Consider the following 16,841-nt stretch of genomic DNA (forward strand, 5'->3'; position numbering starts at 1 on the left):
CAGGGTCCGCCACCATTGTGATAACAGGCCACGATAGAGGCCTGCCCGGATTATTTCCCGGCGGCAGCCGCATTCTTTACCCAGCCATCGAACTCCGACTGATTTGCGGCAATCCAGTCGTTGGCGATCTTCTTGATCTCGGCGTCGGTCTTGTTGCCGGCCCCCAGATCGCCTTCCCACTGGCTCCAGATGTCCAGCGACCATTTCGCTTGTTCGATGAATTTCTTGGCCGCCGGATTGTCAGCCAGGAACTTCTTGTTGGCGAGCGTGCGCCAGTTCCATGGGCCAACCGCCATGCGGCATGGGTTCTGCCCCCCCGCACAGCCAACCACGTCCTTGACCTCGTGCGTCTTCGGTTTCGATACGCCCTCGGGAAGAGCGTCATACGGGATCGGCAGCCACACCACGTCCTTGCCGGGCTTCAGCCGATAGACGATCCAGGATGGGCTCCAGGTGTAAAGAAGGATCGGCTCTCCTCGGTCGGCCCGTGCAAAGACCTCGCCGATCAGCGGCTCGTATTTGGCGCGGATGGAGCGCACCGTATCGCTCAAGCCGAACTCCTTGACCTGGAAATCGACGACGTCACCGCACTTCCAAGCGGGATCGCAATTCACCAGATTGGCTTTTCCGTCACCGTCGGTGTCGAACAAGGCGGCGATCTTCGGGTCCTTCAGTTGCGAGACATTGGTGATGTTGTTGGCTTCGGCTGTCTTCTTGTCGATCATGTAGCCGTTGATGCCGCCGCCCGCGATCGTGCCTTCATTGATCAGTTCGACCGTATCCGAGATCTGTGCGATGGCGGGCTCGGCCTGCGGCCAGTTGATGTCGCCGGTCATGTCGAGGTCGTCCTGCGAAATGGCCTGCAGGATCGCCGACATGTTCATGGTCGACAACTTTACGTCGTAACCGAGTTTCTCGAGGCCCGCTATCAGGACCTGGTCCTGAATATAGTTGGCGCCCAGGCTGTCGGAGGACGTGAAACGAATGGTCTTGCCTTCGCCAGGCTTATCCTGCGCAAAACTCTGCCCACCCATCATGGTTGCTGCAACAGCCATGGCGCAGGCCAGTCTCAGCCCTTTGCGGTATCGATAATTCGCCGACATGTATTCTCCCCTTGTTGTGATATTTGTTGCGTCGTTCCGCCTGATCGAGACGGTGTTCAAACCTGCTGGTGGTTCGTTTCGAAACTCCCCGCTTCCTCATTTCTGGGACGCAGCAACTGAGCCAGGGCGGCCCGGATGCCCCGGGTTGGTCCGGCCTTGTCCTGGTTGGCCAGGCCCTGCGTGATGCGATCGAGGATCATGGCTAGCAGGACGATGGCGATGCCGCCGACGGCAGCCATGCCGACATCGAGACGTCCCAGCCCCTGCAGGACCACAAGTCCGAGCCCTTCGGCCCCGATCATGGATACGATCACCGACATGACCATGGCCATCAGTACTGTCTGGTTGAGGCCGCCCAGAATGGTTGGCAAGGCCAATGGAAGTTGGACTTCCCAGAGAAGTTGGCGATCGGTGGCACCGAAGGCCCGCCCCGCCTCGACCATCTCCTTGTCGACAAGACGAATCCCGAGATTGGTGAAGCGGATCAGCGGCGATATCGCCGCCACGATGACCGCGACTGCCCCAGGCACCGTTCCGACGCCGAACAGCATGACCACCGGGACCAGGTAGACGAAGCTGGGCGTCGTCTGCATGACATCGAGCACCGGCCGCACGATGGTCCAGGCGCGATCGTGGCGCGCGCACAGGATTCCAATTGGAATGCCAAGAATGACGCACACCACGATTGCCGTGGCGATGAGCGACAGGGTGGTGATCGCTTCCGCCCACAGGCCCATGAAGGCAATCAGGGTCAGCGAAAGCAGCGTGAATATGGCCACGCCACGCGATGCGGAGCGCCATGCGATGAGAGCAAAGATCCCGATCAGGATCGGAAACGGAATGGCATGGAGTCCATGGTCGATCGCGGTCAAAAGGGTCTCGACGGGCCACTTGATTGTCTGGAACAGCGGCCGGAAATGCATTGCCAGCCAGCGGACGCCGACCTGGATCCATTGGTCCAGCGGGATGACATAGAGATTATCGACATCCAGCATGATCAGGCCTCCGCTCCCCGGGATTGCGAGGAAGCCGCCGCCGGAGCGCCAATGCGGGACAGGATCTGGAGTGGATCGACACGCCCCAAATATCGGCCGCCCTCGTCAACAACGGCTATCGGCCGGTCTCGATGGCACAGGCTGGCCACCACCGACAGCTTTTCCGTGCCGCATACCGTCTCATAGTCCTTGCTCATCAATGATTGGATCGCCGAACCATCGGCGAGGCATGGCAACTGGCGTGGTCCGACGACACCCACGACCTGCATCGAATCGTCGACGATGAACACCGGTTCGCCCTCGGCATCGCGGCCGCCAGACGCACGTCCGTCTAGCCGGAGCGGGCTGCTTTCCACCATCACGGAACTCGCATCGAACAGATGGGCCCGGTTGACGTCGCGGGTGAAGGCGGCGACGTAGTCATTCCCGGGCTTGGTCACGATGTCCTGCGGAACGCCTTCGCGCATCACCATTCCATCCGCCATGATGGCGACCCGGCTTCCGAGCTTCAGCGCCTCCTGGAAATCATGCGTGATGAACAGGATGGTCTTGTGGAAAGTCCTGTGCAGGCGCAGCAGTTCGTCCTGCATTTCGCTGCGGATGAGTGGGTCCAGCGCGCTGAAAGCCTCGTCCATGATCAGGACATCGGCATCCGTGGCGAGTGCGCGGGCCAATCCGACGCGCTGACGCATGCCGCCACTCAGCGTACCGGGAAGATGATTTGCCCACGAAGCCAGCCCGACGACCTCCAGCACCTCCATCACCTTCTTCCTGCGCGCGGCGGCTGGCACACCTCGCAGTTTCAGGCCGAACTCGGCATTCTCCAACACCGTTCTGTTCGGCAACAGGCCGAAGTGCTGGAACACCATGGAGATACGCGTCCGGCGGATTTCGCGCAGCCGCGCTTCGCTGGCGCCGGTGATCTCCTCGCCATCGATAAGGATGCGCCCTGCATTCGGCTCGATGAGGCGATTGATGCATCGCGCAAGCGTCGACTTACCGGAGCCGGACAAGCCCATGATCATGTAAATCGAACCGACGGGAACGGACAGCGACACGTCGCTCAAGCCGACGACCTGCCCGGTCTTCTGGAGCACAGCTTCCTTTGTCTCGCCAGACTTCAGCATGGCCAAAGCCGATTCCGGCGATCTGCCGAAAATCTTGTACACGCCCTCGACCGTTATGCGATCCGTCACACCTGTCCTCCACTCCTGGCCTGGCGGACGATAGTCAGCACATTCCAGAGCCACGATCCCGATTAATGAAGATAGAACTGCACCCGCCGTCTTCCCCCGTTCGGCAGGATACCCGCGTAGCCCAGTGCTACGAAGGAAAGCATACGGCTCGCGGGTTCGATGATATAGGCTCTCCGCTACCCGGATAGGTATAATCCGGGACGCCTGTATGGAGAAACGGCGTGCTGGCTTCGCTTAAAAACCCTGCCCTCATGGTCGTGGACATGCAGAACGATTTCGTGCGCAGGCATGCGCCGATGGAGGTTGCATCCGCGCGCGAAACCATACCTTCGATCGGCAGACTCATTGCGGCGTTTCGCGGCAACGGCAAGCCGGTGGTATTCACGCGATACGTTGCCGACTCCCTGTATCAGGCCCTCGCCGGCAAGCTGACCTGGATCAAGCTGACCGATGCGCCGACCCATGCGTGCGTACCAGGCTTCATGCGCTCCTACGGCGATGTCGAGGGCATGCGGGATGCCGCGGAGGTGATTGACGAGCTTGCGCCACAGGATGGCGATATCGTGCTGGACAAGGTCTATTTCAGCGCCTTTCATGCCACGGATCTTGCCAAGACGCTCAAGCTGCTTGCGGTGGACGGTCTGGTATTCGTCGGCACGGTAGCGGAGATGTGCGTCGAAGATAGCTGCCGTCACGCCGTGCATTTCGGTTATCCCACGATTGTGGTGGAGGATGCTGTTTCTTCCAACCATCCGCCCAGCCGGCAGGCCATGCTCGATGCTTTCGCACGCAACTACGGCTGGGTCATGACCACGGACCGGCTCCTGGATTCTTTCGCGGTCGGGCAAGCGGGAAGCGAGGTCTTGAACCTACCGCAGCGGTGAAAAATCGGTCGGGATCAGGATTCGGTTTTCCATCGTTTCGATATTCTCGGTGAGCTTGACGGTAAACGCCCGCCACGCGGGATCTTCGGCCAGCCGCTGACGCCGCTCGGCGCGGTCGTTCAGGTCGCTATAGCCCCATAGATGCACGACATGGTTGAGAGGTCCGATCTCGGTGCGGAAATAGCCGATCAGGTTGCCCAGGATCGGCTGCTGGATGGCAAGGCCTTCCTCGCTGATAAGCTGCATGTATCTGGCGAGACGGCCGGCCCTTATCTTGTAGATGCGTTCCTCGACAATCATGGCGCGACAGCTCCCATCAGGCGATCACCCGCGACTTTTCCCTGCCCGCTTCCTTCTCGCGCATCGCAAATACGGGCATCACTTCCTTGATGAACAGCGCCAGCGATTTCTTCTGCACCTCAAACGGCAGGTCGAAGGCGAGGCCGAGGCAGAACTGGTCTACGCCCGCCGCTTCATAGACCATCAGCTTTTCGACCACCTCGTCCGGGGTGCCGAAAAGGAGATTGTCGCGGATCGACCGCGGATCGTAGTCGCCGCTGTTGCCAACGGTGTCGTAAGAAACCGCTTCAGGAAAGCCGTTCTTCACCGTGCCGATGTTCTGGAACAGGTTCTCGAAGCTGCGCCCATATTGATAGCTGTAGCGAACCGGCAGTTCCCAGTCCTCGGGACGTTCATACACGCAAGTGCGGCGCAGCATCATGAACCGCGGTCTCGGCACTTCGGGATGATCCTGGACCGCCTTCTTGAACTTGTCGCCGAGAATGCCGATTTCCGCGACCGGCCGCGACAACGGCGTGGAGAGGATGTTGTGGCCATTGCGCACCGCCCAATCGAATGTGCCGGGGTCACGCGCCGCCACCCAGATGGGCGGGTTGGGTTGCTGCAAGGGCTTCGGCACCGAGGTTGCCAGCGGGAAGTGGTAATACTTACCCTCGTGGGCGTAGTCGCCTGCCCATAATTTCTGGACTGCCGGCAGCAGTTCCTGCATGTAGGCGCCGCCTTCCTGTTGCGGGATGCCTCCCGCCATACGGTCAAATTCATACTGATAGGCGCCGCGGGCGATGCCGAATTCCAGCCGCCCTCCCGTCAGGTGATCGCAAAGCGCGGCCTCTCCCGCGAGACGGATCGGGGTCCAGTACGGCGCGACGATGGTGGCGGTGCCAAGCCGGATCTGTTCGGTATGAGCTCCCCACCAGACCAGCAACTGGAACGGGCCGGGCGCGATCGTGAATTCAATCGTGTGATGCTCGGGCGACCAGGCGGTCTCGAAGCCGCCGGCATCGGCCATACGCACCAGTTCCAGCGTCTCAGCCGCCACCTGGCGCATATCCTTGTCGGGACTGAACCTCTCCATGTTCAGGGAAACGGAAAATTTCATGACAATGACCTTTTCGAATATTAGGGAATCGTCGGATGAGCGTCAGCGCAAACGGATTACGAACGGATCCTGCGTGGCGCCGGAGTAGTCGATGACGACATTCTTCACACGGGAGAACTCGCGCATGACTTCGAAACCCCCGCGCTTGCCGTAACCGCTCTCCTTGAACCCGCCGGAGGGCGACATGTAAGCAGCAGAGCGATACGTATTGACCCAGACCGTGCCGGCATCGACGTTGCGCGCAAAGCGCAGCGCGCGATCGATGTCGCGGGTCCAGACACCCGCCGCCAGCCCATAATGGGTGTCGTTGGCAAGCCCAATCAGTTCGCTTTCATTGTCGAACGGCACGACGCCCACGACCGGGCCGAAAATTTCGTCGCGCATGAAGCGCATGTCGTTGCGCGCATCCGCCAGAACCGTGGGCTCGTAATACCAGCCGCCGGAGAGGTCGTCCCGCCGCGGCCGGTGGCCTCCGGCAACCAGCCGCGCGCCATCGGCGACGCCGTAGTCCACATACTGCTCGACCTTGTCGAGTTGGGCAGCCAGCGCCAGCGGACCGATTTCCGTGTCCTCATCGGTCGGATGGCCGATACGCACGCGCCTGGTACGATCCGCCAGCTTTTCGACGAATGCGGCATAGATGGATTTTTCGACGAAACAGCGCGATCCTGCGATACAGGTCTGCCCGGCAGCGGCGAACACGCCGGCAACCACGCCGTTCACCGCACGCTCGATGTCGGTATCGGCGAATACGACATGAGGCGACTTGCCGCCCAGTTCCATCTGACACGAAACAAGTCGGCTGGCAGCGTTGGCGGCGATGCGGCGGCCGGTTGCCGTACTGCCCGTGAAGGCGATCTTGGCGACATCGGGATGCAAGGTCAGCGCTTCGCCCGCCGTAGCGCCCTTGCCGGTAACGACATTGAAAACGCCAGCCGGGAAGCCCGCTTTTGCAATCAGTTCGGCGAGGGCAAGGGTGGACGCGGAAGTATGCTCTGATGGCTTGACCACGACCGTATTGCCAATTGCCAGGCAGGGTGCGAGCGTGCCGGTCAGCAGCATCAGCGGTGAATTCCACGGCGAGATCATGCCCACCACGCCGATCGGCTCGCGCAGCGTGAAGTTCAGCATATCGAGCTTATTGACCGGTATGGTCTCGCCATGCAGCTTGTCGGCCATTCCGGCGAAATAGAGATAGCTGTCCGGCGCCGCGCGCAGTTGCACACGCATCTCTTTCAGAAGCTTGCCGTTGTCACGCGTCTCGATGGCCGCGAGTTCATCGGCGTGTTCCGCGATGAGATCGGCCAACCGGCGCAGCAGCTTGCCGCGATCCGTCTGCGTCAGCCTGCGCCAGGCCGGATCGTGAAACGCTCTTTTGGCTGCCTGCACGGCGGCGTCGACATCATCCGCCCCGGCGTCGGCAACCTCATACCAAGGCGCCGCGTTCGTCGGATCGTAGCTCGGCATGTAGCGGCCGGACCGCGGCGCGACGCGCTCCCCGGCAATGAAAAGATCCTGGCGCGATCCTTCGATCATTTTCAGCGTCAGGTCCATCATCTCATCCCTTCGCGGTTTCTCGGTCGCCGGCCAAGCCGTTAAGCGACCGCCACGGACGCGGGGCGCCGTCTATCATCGCCACCCGGCCGCCATCGCTGGAATCGACGTAGATCCCGAAGCGAGAGTCCGCGCGCTCATGCAGGTAACGGCGCAGCGTTGCGCGTATCTGCCTGATCGGAATGCTGTCCCAAGGCAGCTCTTCATGGGCAAAGAACCTCAGCGACGGCGACAAATCCGGAATTTCGCCGGGCGGGCCCGCGAGCGCGCCACGGTAAACGACATAACCGGGCTGCTGGTCGGCCACATCGAAGACCGAATAGAGAAACGCATCGCTGGTGAGCGGCGCAACCACGCCGCCGCCTTCGAAGCTGAGCATGTCGCCCGGCTTACGGTGCGTTGCCGTCGGCAGTTCCCAGCCTCCGGCGCCATCGTCGCGCAGCAGGATGCGGCCGTCATGCTCGACCAGGTAGCCGATGATCATGCGATGGGAAGGCGTCCAGCCAGGCGGCATCGGGTCTTCCACGCAGACATAGCGCCCCCGGCAAAACCCTAGCGGAGCGGCAGGGCTGGTGCCGAAAGCACGCACCCGGCCGATCAGGATCACATGGTCTCCCGCCTCGATACGGTCATGCACCGTGCAGTCGAACCAGGTAAGGCTGTCGGTGAGCACCGGCGAGCCCGTATGCACGGTAGTATGGGCTATCGTCTCGAACTTGGAGAGTGACTTCGAGGCGAAGAGGCTCGCCACCTCCTTCTGGCGCTCGTGCAGTACGTTGACGGCGAAGCCTTCGGCCGTGTTGAATGCCGGAAAGCTGCTGGCGCTCTTTCCTATGCAGACGAGCAGCAGCGGCGGCTCAAGGGAGACTGAGGTGAAGGAATTCGCAGTCATGCCGCGCGGCGAACCATCTTCGTCCCGCGTCGTCACCACCGTGATGCCCGTGACGAAGGTGCCGAACGTTCGCCGCAGTTCCACTGGATCGATCGTGCTCAGCTCTTTTTCCCTCTTGTCCGTCATGCGTCCTGCCTCTCCAGGAGGGTGGAAGGATAAAGGGACGTGAGAGAGGGTCTTCCTGCTCTACGCAGGAGAGGCGGCAGTCAGACTCCTAGGACACGAAGCAGAGACCGCATCAGACAGGTTGCTCCCGGGCAATGGTCTCGTTGAGGCGTATTGCCAGTTCAAGCGCGAACCGACGTTCGGGTGAATCGATCTCGATGCCAAACAGTTCCTGGATACGGTTCAGGCGATAACGAAGCGTAGTAACATGCAATTCCATCGCGTCCGCGCAGGCCTGGCTGCGGCAACCGTGCTCCAGAAAGACGGTCAGGGTCCTGATATAGTCCGTTGCATGCGCCTCGTCGTGACGCACGACCGCGCCAATGGCGATATCCACGAACGACCTCACTTCCTTGCTGTCGGCCGCCGAAAGCAGCAGCGGAAAAGGACCGAAGTCCTGGGGCGCAAGCAACCCGGTACGGTTGAAGCGGACGGCAAGACGGATCATGCGCTCGCATTCAAGCCATGCCTGGGGATAGTCGTGAATGCTCGAACAGGTCTTACCCGCCACGATGATCGGCTTGGTGCCGATCAGCCACTGCGTTTCCTCGATCAGCTTGCGCACAAACGTCTTGACCACCGTGTCCGCGTCGCGGGGCGCGTCGGGAATGCGGCACAGAATGATCTCGCCCAATGCGGCGGCGGTCGCCTGCGGCGCCAATTGGCCGGCGAGCCGCATGATGGAGCGGTGCAGTTCGGGTATGGTCTTGCCCTTTTCCGGCACAGTTTCCGGGAGGCCGATCGCGACCAGTCTGGCGGTGGCGTTTACGTCAATGCCGAGCCGGCGCGCCCGCGCCGTCAAATCGTCCACGTTGCGCCAGTTGCCGGAAACGATTTCCATGAACAATTCGCTGGAAGTCTGCGATTCCGTCTGGAACCGTAAATGGCTGCGCATCAACTGGACGCTGAGCGCGAACCGAGCGCTCTGAAGAAGAAGATGATCGAGGTCGCCGAAATTGGCGTCGAGCGAAAACACGATCAGCGCCCCTACCGTCTTGCCATCCACGACCAACGGCTCCACCGCCGCCGGCAGGTTGAGGTGATGGCCGCCGCAGTTCAGGTACAGCTTGCGCATCTCAAGCCCGGCCTGGTCCGAGATATCGCGAGCAAGACGGAGAAACTGGCGGCTCATGCAATCGTCCATCTCCTCGCGCCAGCGGTCGGTGTCGATGAGGTCCGGCTTGGGCGAACGTCCGGCAACGACCAGGTTGGCAGTCAGATCCACCACGACGATTGCGTTCGGCAGGAAGGTTTCGACCATGGAAGCCGCGGATGCGACGGAACCGTCCGACAGGACCTGGTGCATCAGGGAGGAATGCGCGGCAAGTGCGTTTTGGAGTTGCGCGGCGGCAGCATGTTCCGCCCTTAGCCTGTGGGCCTTGTCCACGGCTATGGCGCCCAGATGGACGATCGTCTGCAGGAATGCGAGATCGGCCGCTGACAGATCGACAACGTCGCGCGACTGCACCGACAAGACCATCGCGCGGTCTTCCATGTCCCGGCAGCCCAGAGGCAAAACCACGACAGTGCGATAACCGCGCTGGATTGCCTCTTCCCGATAGCCCGGAAATTCGATGCTCTCCTGGGCATCGCGAATGATCACCGGATCATTGCGGGTCAACGCGATGAGGGATGGACTTGTCGCCAGCGTCCAGCGGTTGCGATAGGACTTCGTCAACTGGCTAGGATCATGCCGGGTCACGACCACAGCATTGCCATCCGCCTGATCGATGCTCATCACCGCCGCCATCGACCAGGCATCGTGCTGGCATGCCGCATCGACAAGGTGCTGCAGCGTTGTCTCGAGGTCGACGCTGGAATTGATGAGGCTGGTCACGTCGCGCAGGACGCGTGACAGCGGGCGATCCAAAGCGCTCAACAGAACCTCGCTGCTTGCCGGTACTCGATCGTTACATAGCCTTCCTGGTCGATGGCGCGCCACAGTCATATTCGTTACCGGGGGTCATGCCGCCGCCATATGGCCGGCATGGATAGGATCGACCTTGCCGGCTGTTCGCGAAAGGTTTGGCAGGCCTTCAAAGCGACATGATGACCGACTTGGTCTCCGTATAAAGGTTCAGCCCTTCCTGTCCCCGTTCCCTGCCCCAGCCGGATTGCTTGAAGCCGCCGGTGGGTATCGCCGCGTCCACCGAGCCGTGTACGTTGACCCCGATCCGGCCCGCGCGAATTCGCCGTACCATCTTGTGGGCGACGCTCAGGTCCCGCGTCCAGACGCTGCCAGCTAGTCCGAAGATGCTGTCATTCGCCTGCCGCGCGATCTGTTCCAGGTCGTCGTCATCGAAGCTCATGGCGCACAGGACAGGACCGAAAATCTCTTCCTGCACCACCGCCATGTCGGGTCGGGTATCGGTCAGCACCGTCGGCGCAATGAAGTTGCCTTCATTGCCTATCCGCGTGCCGCCAAACGCCACCGTTGCACCGGCGCTCCTGCCCTGCTCGATATAGCTCATGACGCGGTCGCACTGGACCGGGGAAATGACCGGCCCCATCTGGACGCCTTCGCTGAGGCCATGACCAACGTGGATGTTCCCCGCCCGCTGGCCGATCCCATCCACGATCTGGTCGAACACCTTCTTGTGGGCGAACAGCCGCGATCCTGCGGTGCAGACCTGGCCGCTATTGGCAAAAATGCCCTGCGTGACACCGGGAATGGCAACCGACATGTCAGCATCGGGAAAGACGATGACGGGCGACTTCCCTCCCAATTCGAGCGACACTTTCTTCAAATTGCCCGCGGCAGCCTTGACGATGATGCGGCCGACCTCGCTGGAACCCGTAAAGGCAACCTTGTCGATCTGGGGGTGCGAGGCTATCGCTGCGCCCGCCGTAGGTCCAAAACCGGTCACGATATTGATCACGCCGGCGGGAATGCCGGCCTCCTGGACCAGTTCACCGAAGCGCAGCGCCGTCAGCGGCGTCTGCTCCGCCGGCTTGAGCACGATCGTGCAGCCGGTGGCCAGCGCCGGAGCTACTTTCCAGGCCAGCATGAGCAGTGGCGCATTCCACGGAATGATCTGCCCGACGACGCCGACCGGCTCGCGCACCGTGAAGGCATGGTACTTGTCCGGCGCAGAGATCGAAATGGTTTCGCCTGTGATCTTGGTCGCCCAGCCCGCCATGTAGCGGAACATATCCACGCTGAGCGCGACGTCGGAATTCCGGGCATTGGCAAGCGGCTTGCCATTGTTGAGAACCTCCAGTTCGGCCAGTTCATCGGCGTTCTGTTCCAGCAGATCCGCCAGTTTCCAGATGAGACGTCCACGTTCGCTGGGCGTGATGCGGCTCCATGGGCCTTCTTCAAAGGCCCGCCGCGCAGCTTTGACGGCATTGTCGATATCGGCGGCGCCGCCCTCCGGAACCTGTGCAATTATGCGTCCCGTGCCCGGATCATATGTGTCGAAAATCTTCCCGGACTGAGCCGGCACCCATTTTCCATCGATAAGGAGTTTTTTCTCCTGGCGTAAAAAGGAAGCCGCCTTCTCTCCAATTCGGAACTGATCAGCATGTGTGTTCATCGAATTCTCCATAGGTATCGGGAAGCGCCTTGCCCGGATTCGTTCAAGGGCGTCCATCTGAAGCGCCCTCGTTAAAGCTTGTCACTCGATCACGAAGTGGTCGGGTCCGACCGCGCGAGGCTGCCGCTTCGGCGGAATGAAATCGAGCGGCCGCACGGGAGACGGCAATTCCGTCACCGGCTTGCCGATCAAGCGGTGCCTGTCCGCGGCCGGCGCCGGGTTCGGCACCGCTGCCATCAGCTTCTGGGTATAGGGATGTTTCGGATTCCCTATCACCTCGCGGCTGGGCCCGATCTCCACGATCTCGCCAAGATACATGACCGCCACGCGGTGGCTGACACGTTCGACAATGGCCATGTCGTGACTGATGAAGAGGTAGGACAACCGCAGGTCCTCCTGCAACTCAAGCAGCAGGTCGATCACCTGCGCCTTTACCGAAACGTCGAGCGCCGAGACAGCCTCGTCGGCTATAATGACCTTCGGGTCGAGCATCAGGGTCCGCGCAATGCAGATTCTCTGGCGCTGTCCGCCGGAAAACTCGTGCGGAAGACGGGTGATCATCGACGGTTCGAGGCCGACACGCTCCAGAAGATGTTTCGCCTTGTCCAGGGCCTTGGCCCTGGTCGCCAACCCATGGCATAGCAGGGGCTCCGCCAGGATCGCACCGACGTTTTGCTTCGGGTCCAGGGAACTGAAAGGATCCTGGAAGATCATCTGCACATTGCGCCGGAGATCCGAAAGATCGGACCTGTTGTCGCGCCGCACCGTGCGTCCGTCGAAGACCACCTCGCCGGAATCCGGAGGATTGAGAAACAGGATGCTGCGTCCGGTCGTCGACTTGCCGCAGCCGGATTCGCCAACCAGCGACAGCGTTTCTCCAGGCATGATGTCGAAGCTCAGACCCTCGACGGCATGGAGACGCCCCACCTTGCGACGCATCGCCCCGCCACGCACGTCGAACCGGGTCACCAGCTTGCGCACGCTCAAAACCGGCTTCGGCACAGCATCCTTGGCGGGCGCGCGGTAGGAGCGGGCGACGCCTTGCCCCAGGCGGGGGACCGCGTCGATCAGCATCCTCGTATAGTCCTCGCGCGGACGCTCGAAAACGTCCTTTACTGCTCCCGTCTCCACCACGCGTCCCTTGTGCATGACCATGACGCGGTCGGCGATGTTGGCCACTACGCCCATGTCATGCGTGATGAACAGGATCGCGGTGCCGGTATCGCGCTGGACCTCGTTCAGGAGATCGAGGATTTGCGCCTGTATCGTCACGTCGAGCGCTGTTGTCGGCTCGTCGGCGATAAGCAGCTTCGGCGAGCACGCCAATGCGATGGCGATCATGATCCGCTGCCGCATCCCCCCGGAGAACATGTGAGGATAGTCATTGAACCGCCGCCGCGCGTCAGGAATGCGAACGCGGTCGAAAAGCCGGATGCCCTCCTCCCGCGCCTCGGCATCGCTTAAGGGTCGATGCTGGCGCAGCATTTCCTTGATTTGGGTGCTGACCTGCAGAACCGGGTTCAGGCTCATCATCGGTTCTTGGAAGATCATGCTGGCAATGCCGCCACGCACCCGCCGCAATGTCGATGTCGACGCCCCCACCACTTGCTGGCCATCCACGATGACCGAACCGGTCACTTGGGTATTGCCGGAAAGCAGTCCCATGATCGTCATGGAGGTGACGCTCTTGCCGGACCCCGACTCGCCGACAAGCGCCAGCGTCTCGCCAGCATGGATGGCCAGATCGACATCATGCACCACCTGATGCTTGCCGAAAGCGACGTTGAGGCCTTTTACCTCGACCACTGGATCGGATTTCCGTTCACTCATGAGTTTGGCGCCGGTGCAACAGTGAAGCCCGCCTGCGAGCGAGAGCGCTCCGAAGTTGGAGCCCAGGTGAGCATTTCGAGCGCGTACAGCGCATCCAGCGTCTCGCGCGACAGGGGAATGCCCTTCTGGTGCGCCATGGCGATCTTTTCCCGAGGCCGAACGGCAACGTGCCCGGACGCCTTCAGTTCAGGCCTGCGGGCGCTGACCATGAGAAGCGCGCAGCCCGGCGTCAGCCCGGCGGCGTCGATCGATTCCAGAACCGCCGTGTCCTCACCGAGGAGCGCCGCCAGGGCATCCCGGCCCCGGCCCGAATAAAGCACACCCCGTGCGTCGGGTTCAGCCAACAGCCAGTCGAAGGTTCCATCCCTGGCGATGATGCCGATAGAGGAGAGATTGTAGTCCATCGCACCGACCAGCGTGGCCGGAACAAGCGACAGCTCGGTCGCCGCCAATATCCGGCACATTTCCCATTTGGCGCCGCCTGCATGCGCGGCGAGAGCATCGATCGCGGCAGGTCCCGTTTCCAGAAATGAAACGCCGGCGGCGTCCAGCATCGTGAGCCCGTTCGATTTCCGATAGCGGAAGCCATGGGAGGGCCGCGGTCCCGCGTGGCGAATTTCATCCAGAATAGCCGGATCGAGCGCCGCACCTGTTGCGACGAGATGAGCGCCCCGGTCAGCGGCTCCGAACGCGTAGCCCAGCGCCCTGAGCGACCACGGCAGGACGCGGGTCAGTTCGGAATAGGCAACAAACATGGTCGTGCTCACAGGGCGACCTCATTTTCGTGCTTGCGAACCCGCGAACCCGGCCTGTCAGGCTCGAGGAATTCCGAAGGCAGCGGCTGGTCTTGGAAGAAAGTGCCCCGCACATAGCGGATGCTGAGCGGCGTCGAGCCGCGAATGCCCAGCGACGCAAGGAAAAACCGTATGAGATCGGCGGGGACGAAATCGCGATGCGCGAGCGGATCGCGTATTTCCACATAGGGCAGGCCATCGAGATATTGCACGCGCGAAATGGCGTAATGCAGGTCCGGATGGTCGAGAACGACGTCGCCGGCGCGCTCCTTGTCACCACGGCTGACCAGCACCGCCGCCAGCCTCTGGATCAATCCGATATGATCGATGAAGGATTCGAAACGCTCGTGCGGGTCGATGACCCGCTCGCCGCGCCTTTGTTCGCCATTGTCGATCGAATGGTACCAGAAGTGCTGATGGGTTTCGGCAAGCGTGCGGTCGGCGGTGAGAGCCCAGACGTAGTTCCTGCGCAGGATCTCGCGCAATTCAGCGACCGTCATTGCTGGCTGCAATTGCCGCTTGCGGGCTGCGCCGATCTGGAAATAGGGCGCGATGGCGTCACAAAAGTCCGGTACCACGTCGAGAAGTACGCTGTGGAACTGCTCACTGGTCTCGCCATCCATGACTTCTGCGACGTGCGCAGCAACGTCGCCCCAGCACCGAAACTGTCCTTCGCGCAGGCTTGCCGATATGCGTGTCAGGTTCTCGATGATGGTTTCGTTGGCCACCACGTAGTCCTGCGTCTGTGGGTCGGTCTGCGCATAGATGCGGATGGTGCTCTCTATCGAGCCGCGGACAACTGAAATGCTTCCCGCATCGACCGGCAGGCTTTTTGCGTAGCCAAGAGCCGCCTCGCGTACGGTCACCCATGTGGCGACCCAATGCGGCCAGCGCTGGAGGGCTACGCACATGCCCTGGCCTGAGGAGTTGCCTATTCCAAGCCCGCGCGCGATCGAAATGTCGAGCTGCGCTGCGTCCGGATTGCGCCGCCGCGCCACGGCATTGACGAGATCGATGGAGACGAGCCGCACCAGGTAGATGGCGAAGATATCCGCAAAGAACGGGTGCGCCAGCGGATGCCCCTCGGGAATGCCCGGATAGGAAACCGTGCCATTCCGGCCGCTGCTTTGAAAGCCACCGTTCCGCATGAGATAGGCGATGCCGAGCTCGGGGGCGGGCTGTTCGCCGCGGGACAGTGCTTCGACTACGGCGTCGAAATGCCGGCTGCTGCGATTGGCCGGGGTCCAGCCGACCACATCCGAATCCGTACGCATCTGGCCTTCAGCCTTGATGTCGAACGTTTCAAATTCCCGCTCGATACGCTGTTGGCTGGCAAGATTGACGAAGAGCGCGCCGAACATGTCACGGTCCGCGCCATCGGAGCGGCGTCCGACTTTTTCGATTCCGTCCCATGGATATGCTCGGGCAATATAGGAGAAGGAATGGCCTTCCGCGTCGATCCGGTAGACGAATCTCGCCGCGCCGTCATCGCCGCATTCCGCCGAGATCATCCTTATCTGCCAGCGTTCGCGAACGATCCTGCGCAACAACATATCGGCAAAACTGACGCGCGAAGCCTTGAGGCAGCGAAGGTTCTCCACACGCATCAGAACATCCGCCGGCCGCATCCATCGCCGCGCTTTCAGGGCACCTTCCCGGCCGGCAAACTCCTGCAGGCGTTGTTCTATGAATGCCGGCAGCGGCGGCTCGATCTGGTTAGACGTCATTTCCCTGTTCCAATCAGCGATCATTGCGGGACGCGGCCTCGTTCATGCTCGACCCGACAAGATAAAATGTGAAAACTGTAAGGGCGACGGCAGCGCCCGGCCCCAGGCTGAGCAGCGGCAGGATCGGCAGGAACATCGAACCGTCGCGTACCATGCCGCCCCAGTCCGGAGCCGGCGGAGGAACGCCCAGCCCCAGGAAGCTGAGGCTTGCGGAGGTGAAGATCGCGAAGGCCACATTGATTGCGAACTGCGCCCACACCACGCGCATCGTGTTTGGCATGATATGATGGCGGATGATCCAGAAAGAGCTTGCGCCCGTGGCGCGCGCAGCTTCCACGAAGACCATTTCCCGGACGACGAAGACCTGACCACGAACCAGCCGGGCGACCGTCGGCGCGGTGACGACACCCAGCGTGACCGCCAGGTTGACCACCGATGGCCCGAGCATCGCGGTGATGATCAATGCGAGAACGAGCCCCGGCAAGGCGATGAAAATGTCGATGATCTGGACGAGGACAAAATCGATCCAGCCACGGAAAAATCCGGCGATCAGGCCAATGGGGGCGCCGATCAGCACAGCCACTATGGCCGCCGAAGCGCCCACCTGCAGTGAAACCCTTGTTCCGTAGATGACGCGCGACAGCACGTCCCGGCCAAGTTGATCCGTGCCAAGGATGTTTTCAGCCGAAGGCGGGCCGAGGACGTTTACCGTCGTGGCGGTCGGGTGCAGGGGCGCGATCAAGGGCGCGAACACCGCGATCAAGGT

The 16,841-nt window shown here is 61.6% G+C and carries 14 protein-coding genes; 1 reads left to right on the forward strand and 13 read right to left on the reverse strand.

Annotation, left to right across the window (positions count from 1 at the left end):
- Window positions 1-50: 50 nt before the first annotated feature.
- From proX to ACIU1A_RS19950, 3 genes are read right to left on the reverse strand one after another with little or no spacing between them, the layout of a single operon-like run.
- On the reverse strand, window positions 51-1,103 hold the full coding sequence (proX, locus tag ACIU1A_RS19940) for a glycine betaine/L-proline ABC transporter substrate-binding protein ProX (RefSeq protein WP_224519139.1): 1,053 nt from the start codon (window positions 1,101-1,103) through the stop codon (window positions 51-53).
- Window positions 1,104-1,159: 56 nt separating this feature from the next.
- The gene (locus ACIU1A_RS19945) at window positions 1,160-2,098 is read right to left on the reverse strand and encodes a proline/glycine betaine ABC transporter permease (protein ID WP_140498487.1); all 939 of its coding nucleotides are present in this window, start codon (window positions 2,096-2,098) and stop codon (window positions 1,160-1,162) included.
- Between the two features lie 2 nt (window positions 2,099-2,100).
- Window positions 2,101-3,294, reverse strand: a complete 1,194-nt coding sequence (locus tag ACIU1A_RS19950) for a glycine betaine/L-proline ABC transporter ATP-binding protein (RefSeq protein WP_404925075.1) — start codon at window positions 3,292-3,294, stop codon at window positions 2,101-2,103.
- A 221-nt stretch (window positions 3,295-3,515) separates the two neighbouring features.
- On the opposite strand from ACIU1A_RS19950, the gene ACIU1A_RS19955 reads away from it, so the two are divergent.
- A complete protein-coding gene (locus ACIU1A_RS19955; protein ID WP_140625452.1) occupies window positions 3,516-4,178 on the forward strand; it encodes a cysteine hydrolase family protein in 663 nt (220 codons plus the stop codon).
- On the opposite strand, the gene ACIU1A_RS19960 is transcribed toward ACIU1A_RS19955, so the two are convergent.
- The 10 genes from ACIU1A_RS19960 to ACIU1A_RS20005 form a co-directional block, all read right to left on the reverse strand.
- Window positions 4,164-4,478 carry an NIPSNAP family protein gene (locus ACIU1A_RS19960; RefSeq protein WP_140498490.1) on the reverse strand — a complete coding sequence of 105 codons (315 nt, stop codon included), beginning with the start codon at window positions 4,476-4,478 and terminating at the stop codon, window positions 4,164-4,166. The genes ACIU1A_RS19955 and ACIU1A_RS19960 overlap by 15 nt on opposite strands.
- 16 nt (window positions 4,479-4,494) lie before the next feature.
- Window positions 4,495-5,577 carry an LLM class flavin-dependent oxidoreductase gene (locus tag ACIU1A_RS19965; RefSeq protein ID WP_140498491.1) on the reverse strand — a complete coding sequence of 361 codons (1,083 nt, stop codon included), beginning with the start codon at window positions 5,575-5,577 and terminating at the stop codon, window positions 4,495-4,497.
- A gap of 42 nt (window positions 5,578-5,619) precedes the next feature.
- Window positions 5,620-7,131, reverse strand: a complete 1,512-nt coding sequence (locus tag ACIU1A_RS19970; protein ID WP_404927974.1) for an aldehyde dehydrogenase — start codon at window positions 7,129-7,131, stop codon at window positions 5,620-5,622.
- A 4-nt stretch (window positions 7,132-7,135) separates the two neighbouring features.
- Entirely contained in the window at window positions 7,136-8,149 is a 1,014-nt protein-coding gene (locus ACIU1A_RS19975) for a flavin reductase (RefSeq protein WP_140498492.1), read from the reverse strand.
- A gap of 112 nt (window positions 8,150-8,261) precedes the next feature.
- Window positions 8,262-10,136, reverse strand: coding sequence for a helix-turn-helix domain-containing protein (locus tag ACIU1A_RS19980; RefSeq protein ID WP_140498493.1), 1,875 nt, complete (start codon window positions 10,134-10,136; stop codon window positions 8,262-8,264).
- 88 nt (window positions 10,137-10,224) lie between these two features.
- Complete coding sequence (locus tag ACIU1A_RS19985; protein WP_404925076.1) at window positions 10,225-11,781, reverse strand: aldehyde dehydrogenase family protein; 1,557 nt, start codon at window positions 11,779-11,781, stop codon at window positions 10,225-10,227.
- A 24-nt stretch (window positions 11,782-11,805) separates the two neighbouring features.
- A complete protein-coding gene (locus ACIU1A_RS19990) occupies window positions 11,806-13,554 on the reverse strand; it encodes a dipeptide ABC transporter ATP-binding protein (RefSeq protein WP_404925077.1) in 1,749 nt (582 codons plus the stop codon).
- Window positions 13,551-14,321: a hypothetical protein gene (locus ACIU1A_RS19995; RefSeq protein ID WP_404925078.1), complete on the reverse strand. Its 771-nt coding sequence runs from the start codon at window positions 14,319-14,321 to the stop codon at window positions 13,551-13,553. Before ACIU1A_RS19995 ends, ACIU1A_RS19990 begins: the two co-directional genes overlap by 4 nt.
- The gene (locus ACIU1A_RS20000) at window positions 14,318-16,075 is read right to left on the reverse strand and encodes a hypothetical protein (protein WP_404925079.1); all 1,758 of its coding nucleotides are present in this window, start codon (window positions 16,073-16,075) and stop codon (window positions 14,318-14,320) included. Before ACIU1A_RS20000 ends, ACIU1A_RS19995 begins: the two co-directional genes overlap by 4 nt.
- Window positions 16,076-16,088: 13 nt before the next feature.
- Window positions 16,089-16,829 carry an ABC transporter permease gene (locus ACIU1A_RS20005; protein WP_224619722.1) on the reverse strand — a complete coding sequence of 247 codons (741 nt, stop codon included), beginning with the start codon at window positions 16,827-16,829 and terminating at the stop codon, window positions 16,089-16,091.
- Window positions 16,830-16,841: the final 12 nt, after the last annotated feature.

The sequence above is a fragment of the Mesorhizobium maamorense genome (genome assembly GCF_044998965.1).
Lineage (GTDB): Bacteria > Pseudomonadota > Alphaproteobacteria > Rhizobiales > Rhizobiaceae > Mesorhizobium.

Bases quoted from the DNA above. Each gene is read 5' to 3' on its own strand.
- proX (WP_224519139.1), bottom strand. From the start codon at position 1,103: ATGTCGGCGAATTATCGATACCGCAAAGGGCTGAGACTGGCCTGCGCC.
- ACIU1A_RS19945 (WP_140498487.1), bottom strand. From the start codon at position 2,098: ATGCTGGATGTCGATAATCTCTATGTCATCCCGCTGGACCAATGGATC.
- ACIU1A_RS19960 (WP_140498490.1), bottom strand. From the start codon at position 4,478: ATGATTGTCGAGGAACGCATCTACAAGATAAGGGCCGGCCGTCTCGCC.
- ACIU1A_RS19965 (WP_140498491.1), bottom strand. From the start codon at position 5,577: ATGAAATTTTCCGTTTCCCTGAACATGGAGAGGTTCAGTCCCGACAAG.
- ACIU1A_RS19970 (WP_404927974.1), bottom strand. From the start codon at position 7,131: ATGGACCTGACGCTGAAAATGATCGAAGGATCGCGCCAGGATCTTTTC.
- ACIU1A_RS19975 (WP_140498492.1), bottom strand. From the start codon at position 8,149: ATGACGGACAAGAGGGAAAAAGAGCTGAGCACGATCGATCCAGTGGAA.
- ACIU1A_RS19980 (WP_140498493.1), bottom strand. From the start codon at position 10,136: ATGACTGTGGCGCGCCATCGACCAGGAAGGCTATGTAACGATCGAGTA.
- ACIU1A_RS19985 (WP_404925076.1), bottom strand. From the start codon at position 11,781: ATGGACGCCCTTGAACGAATCCGGGCAAGGCGCTTCCCGATACCTATG.
- ACIU1A_RS19990 (WP_404925077.1), bottom strand. From the start codon at position 13,554: ATGAGTGAACGGAAATCCGATCCAGTGGTCGAGGTAAAAGGCCTCAAC.
- ACIU1A_RS20000 (WP_404925079.1), bottom strand. From the start codon at position 16,075: ATGACGTCTAACCAGATCGAGCCGCCGCTGCCGGCATTCATAGAACAA.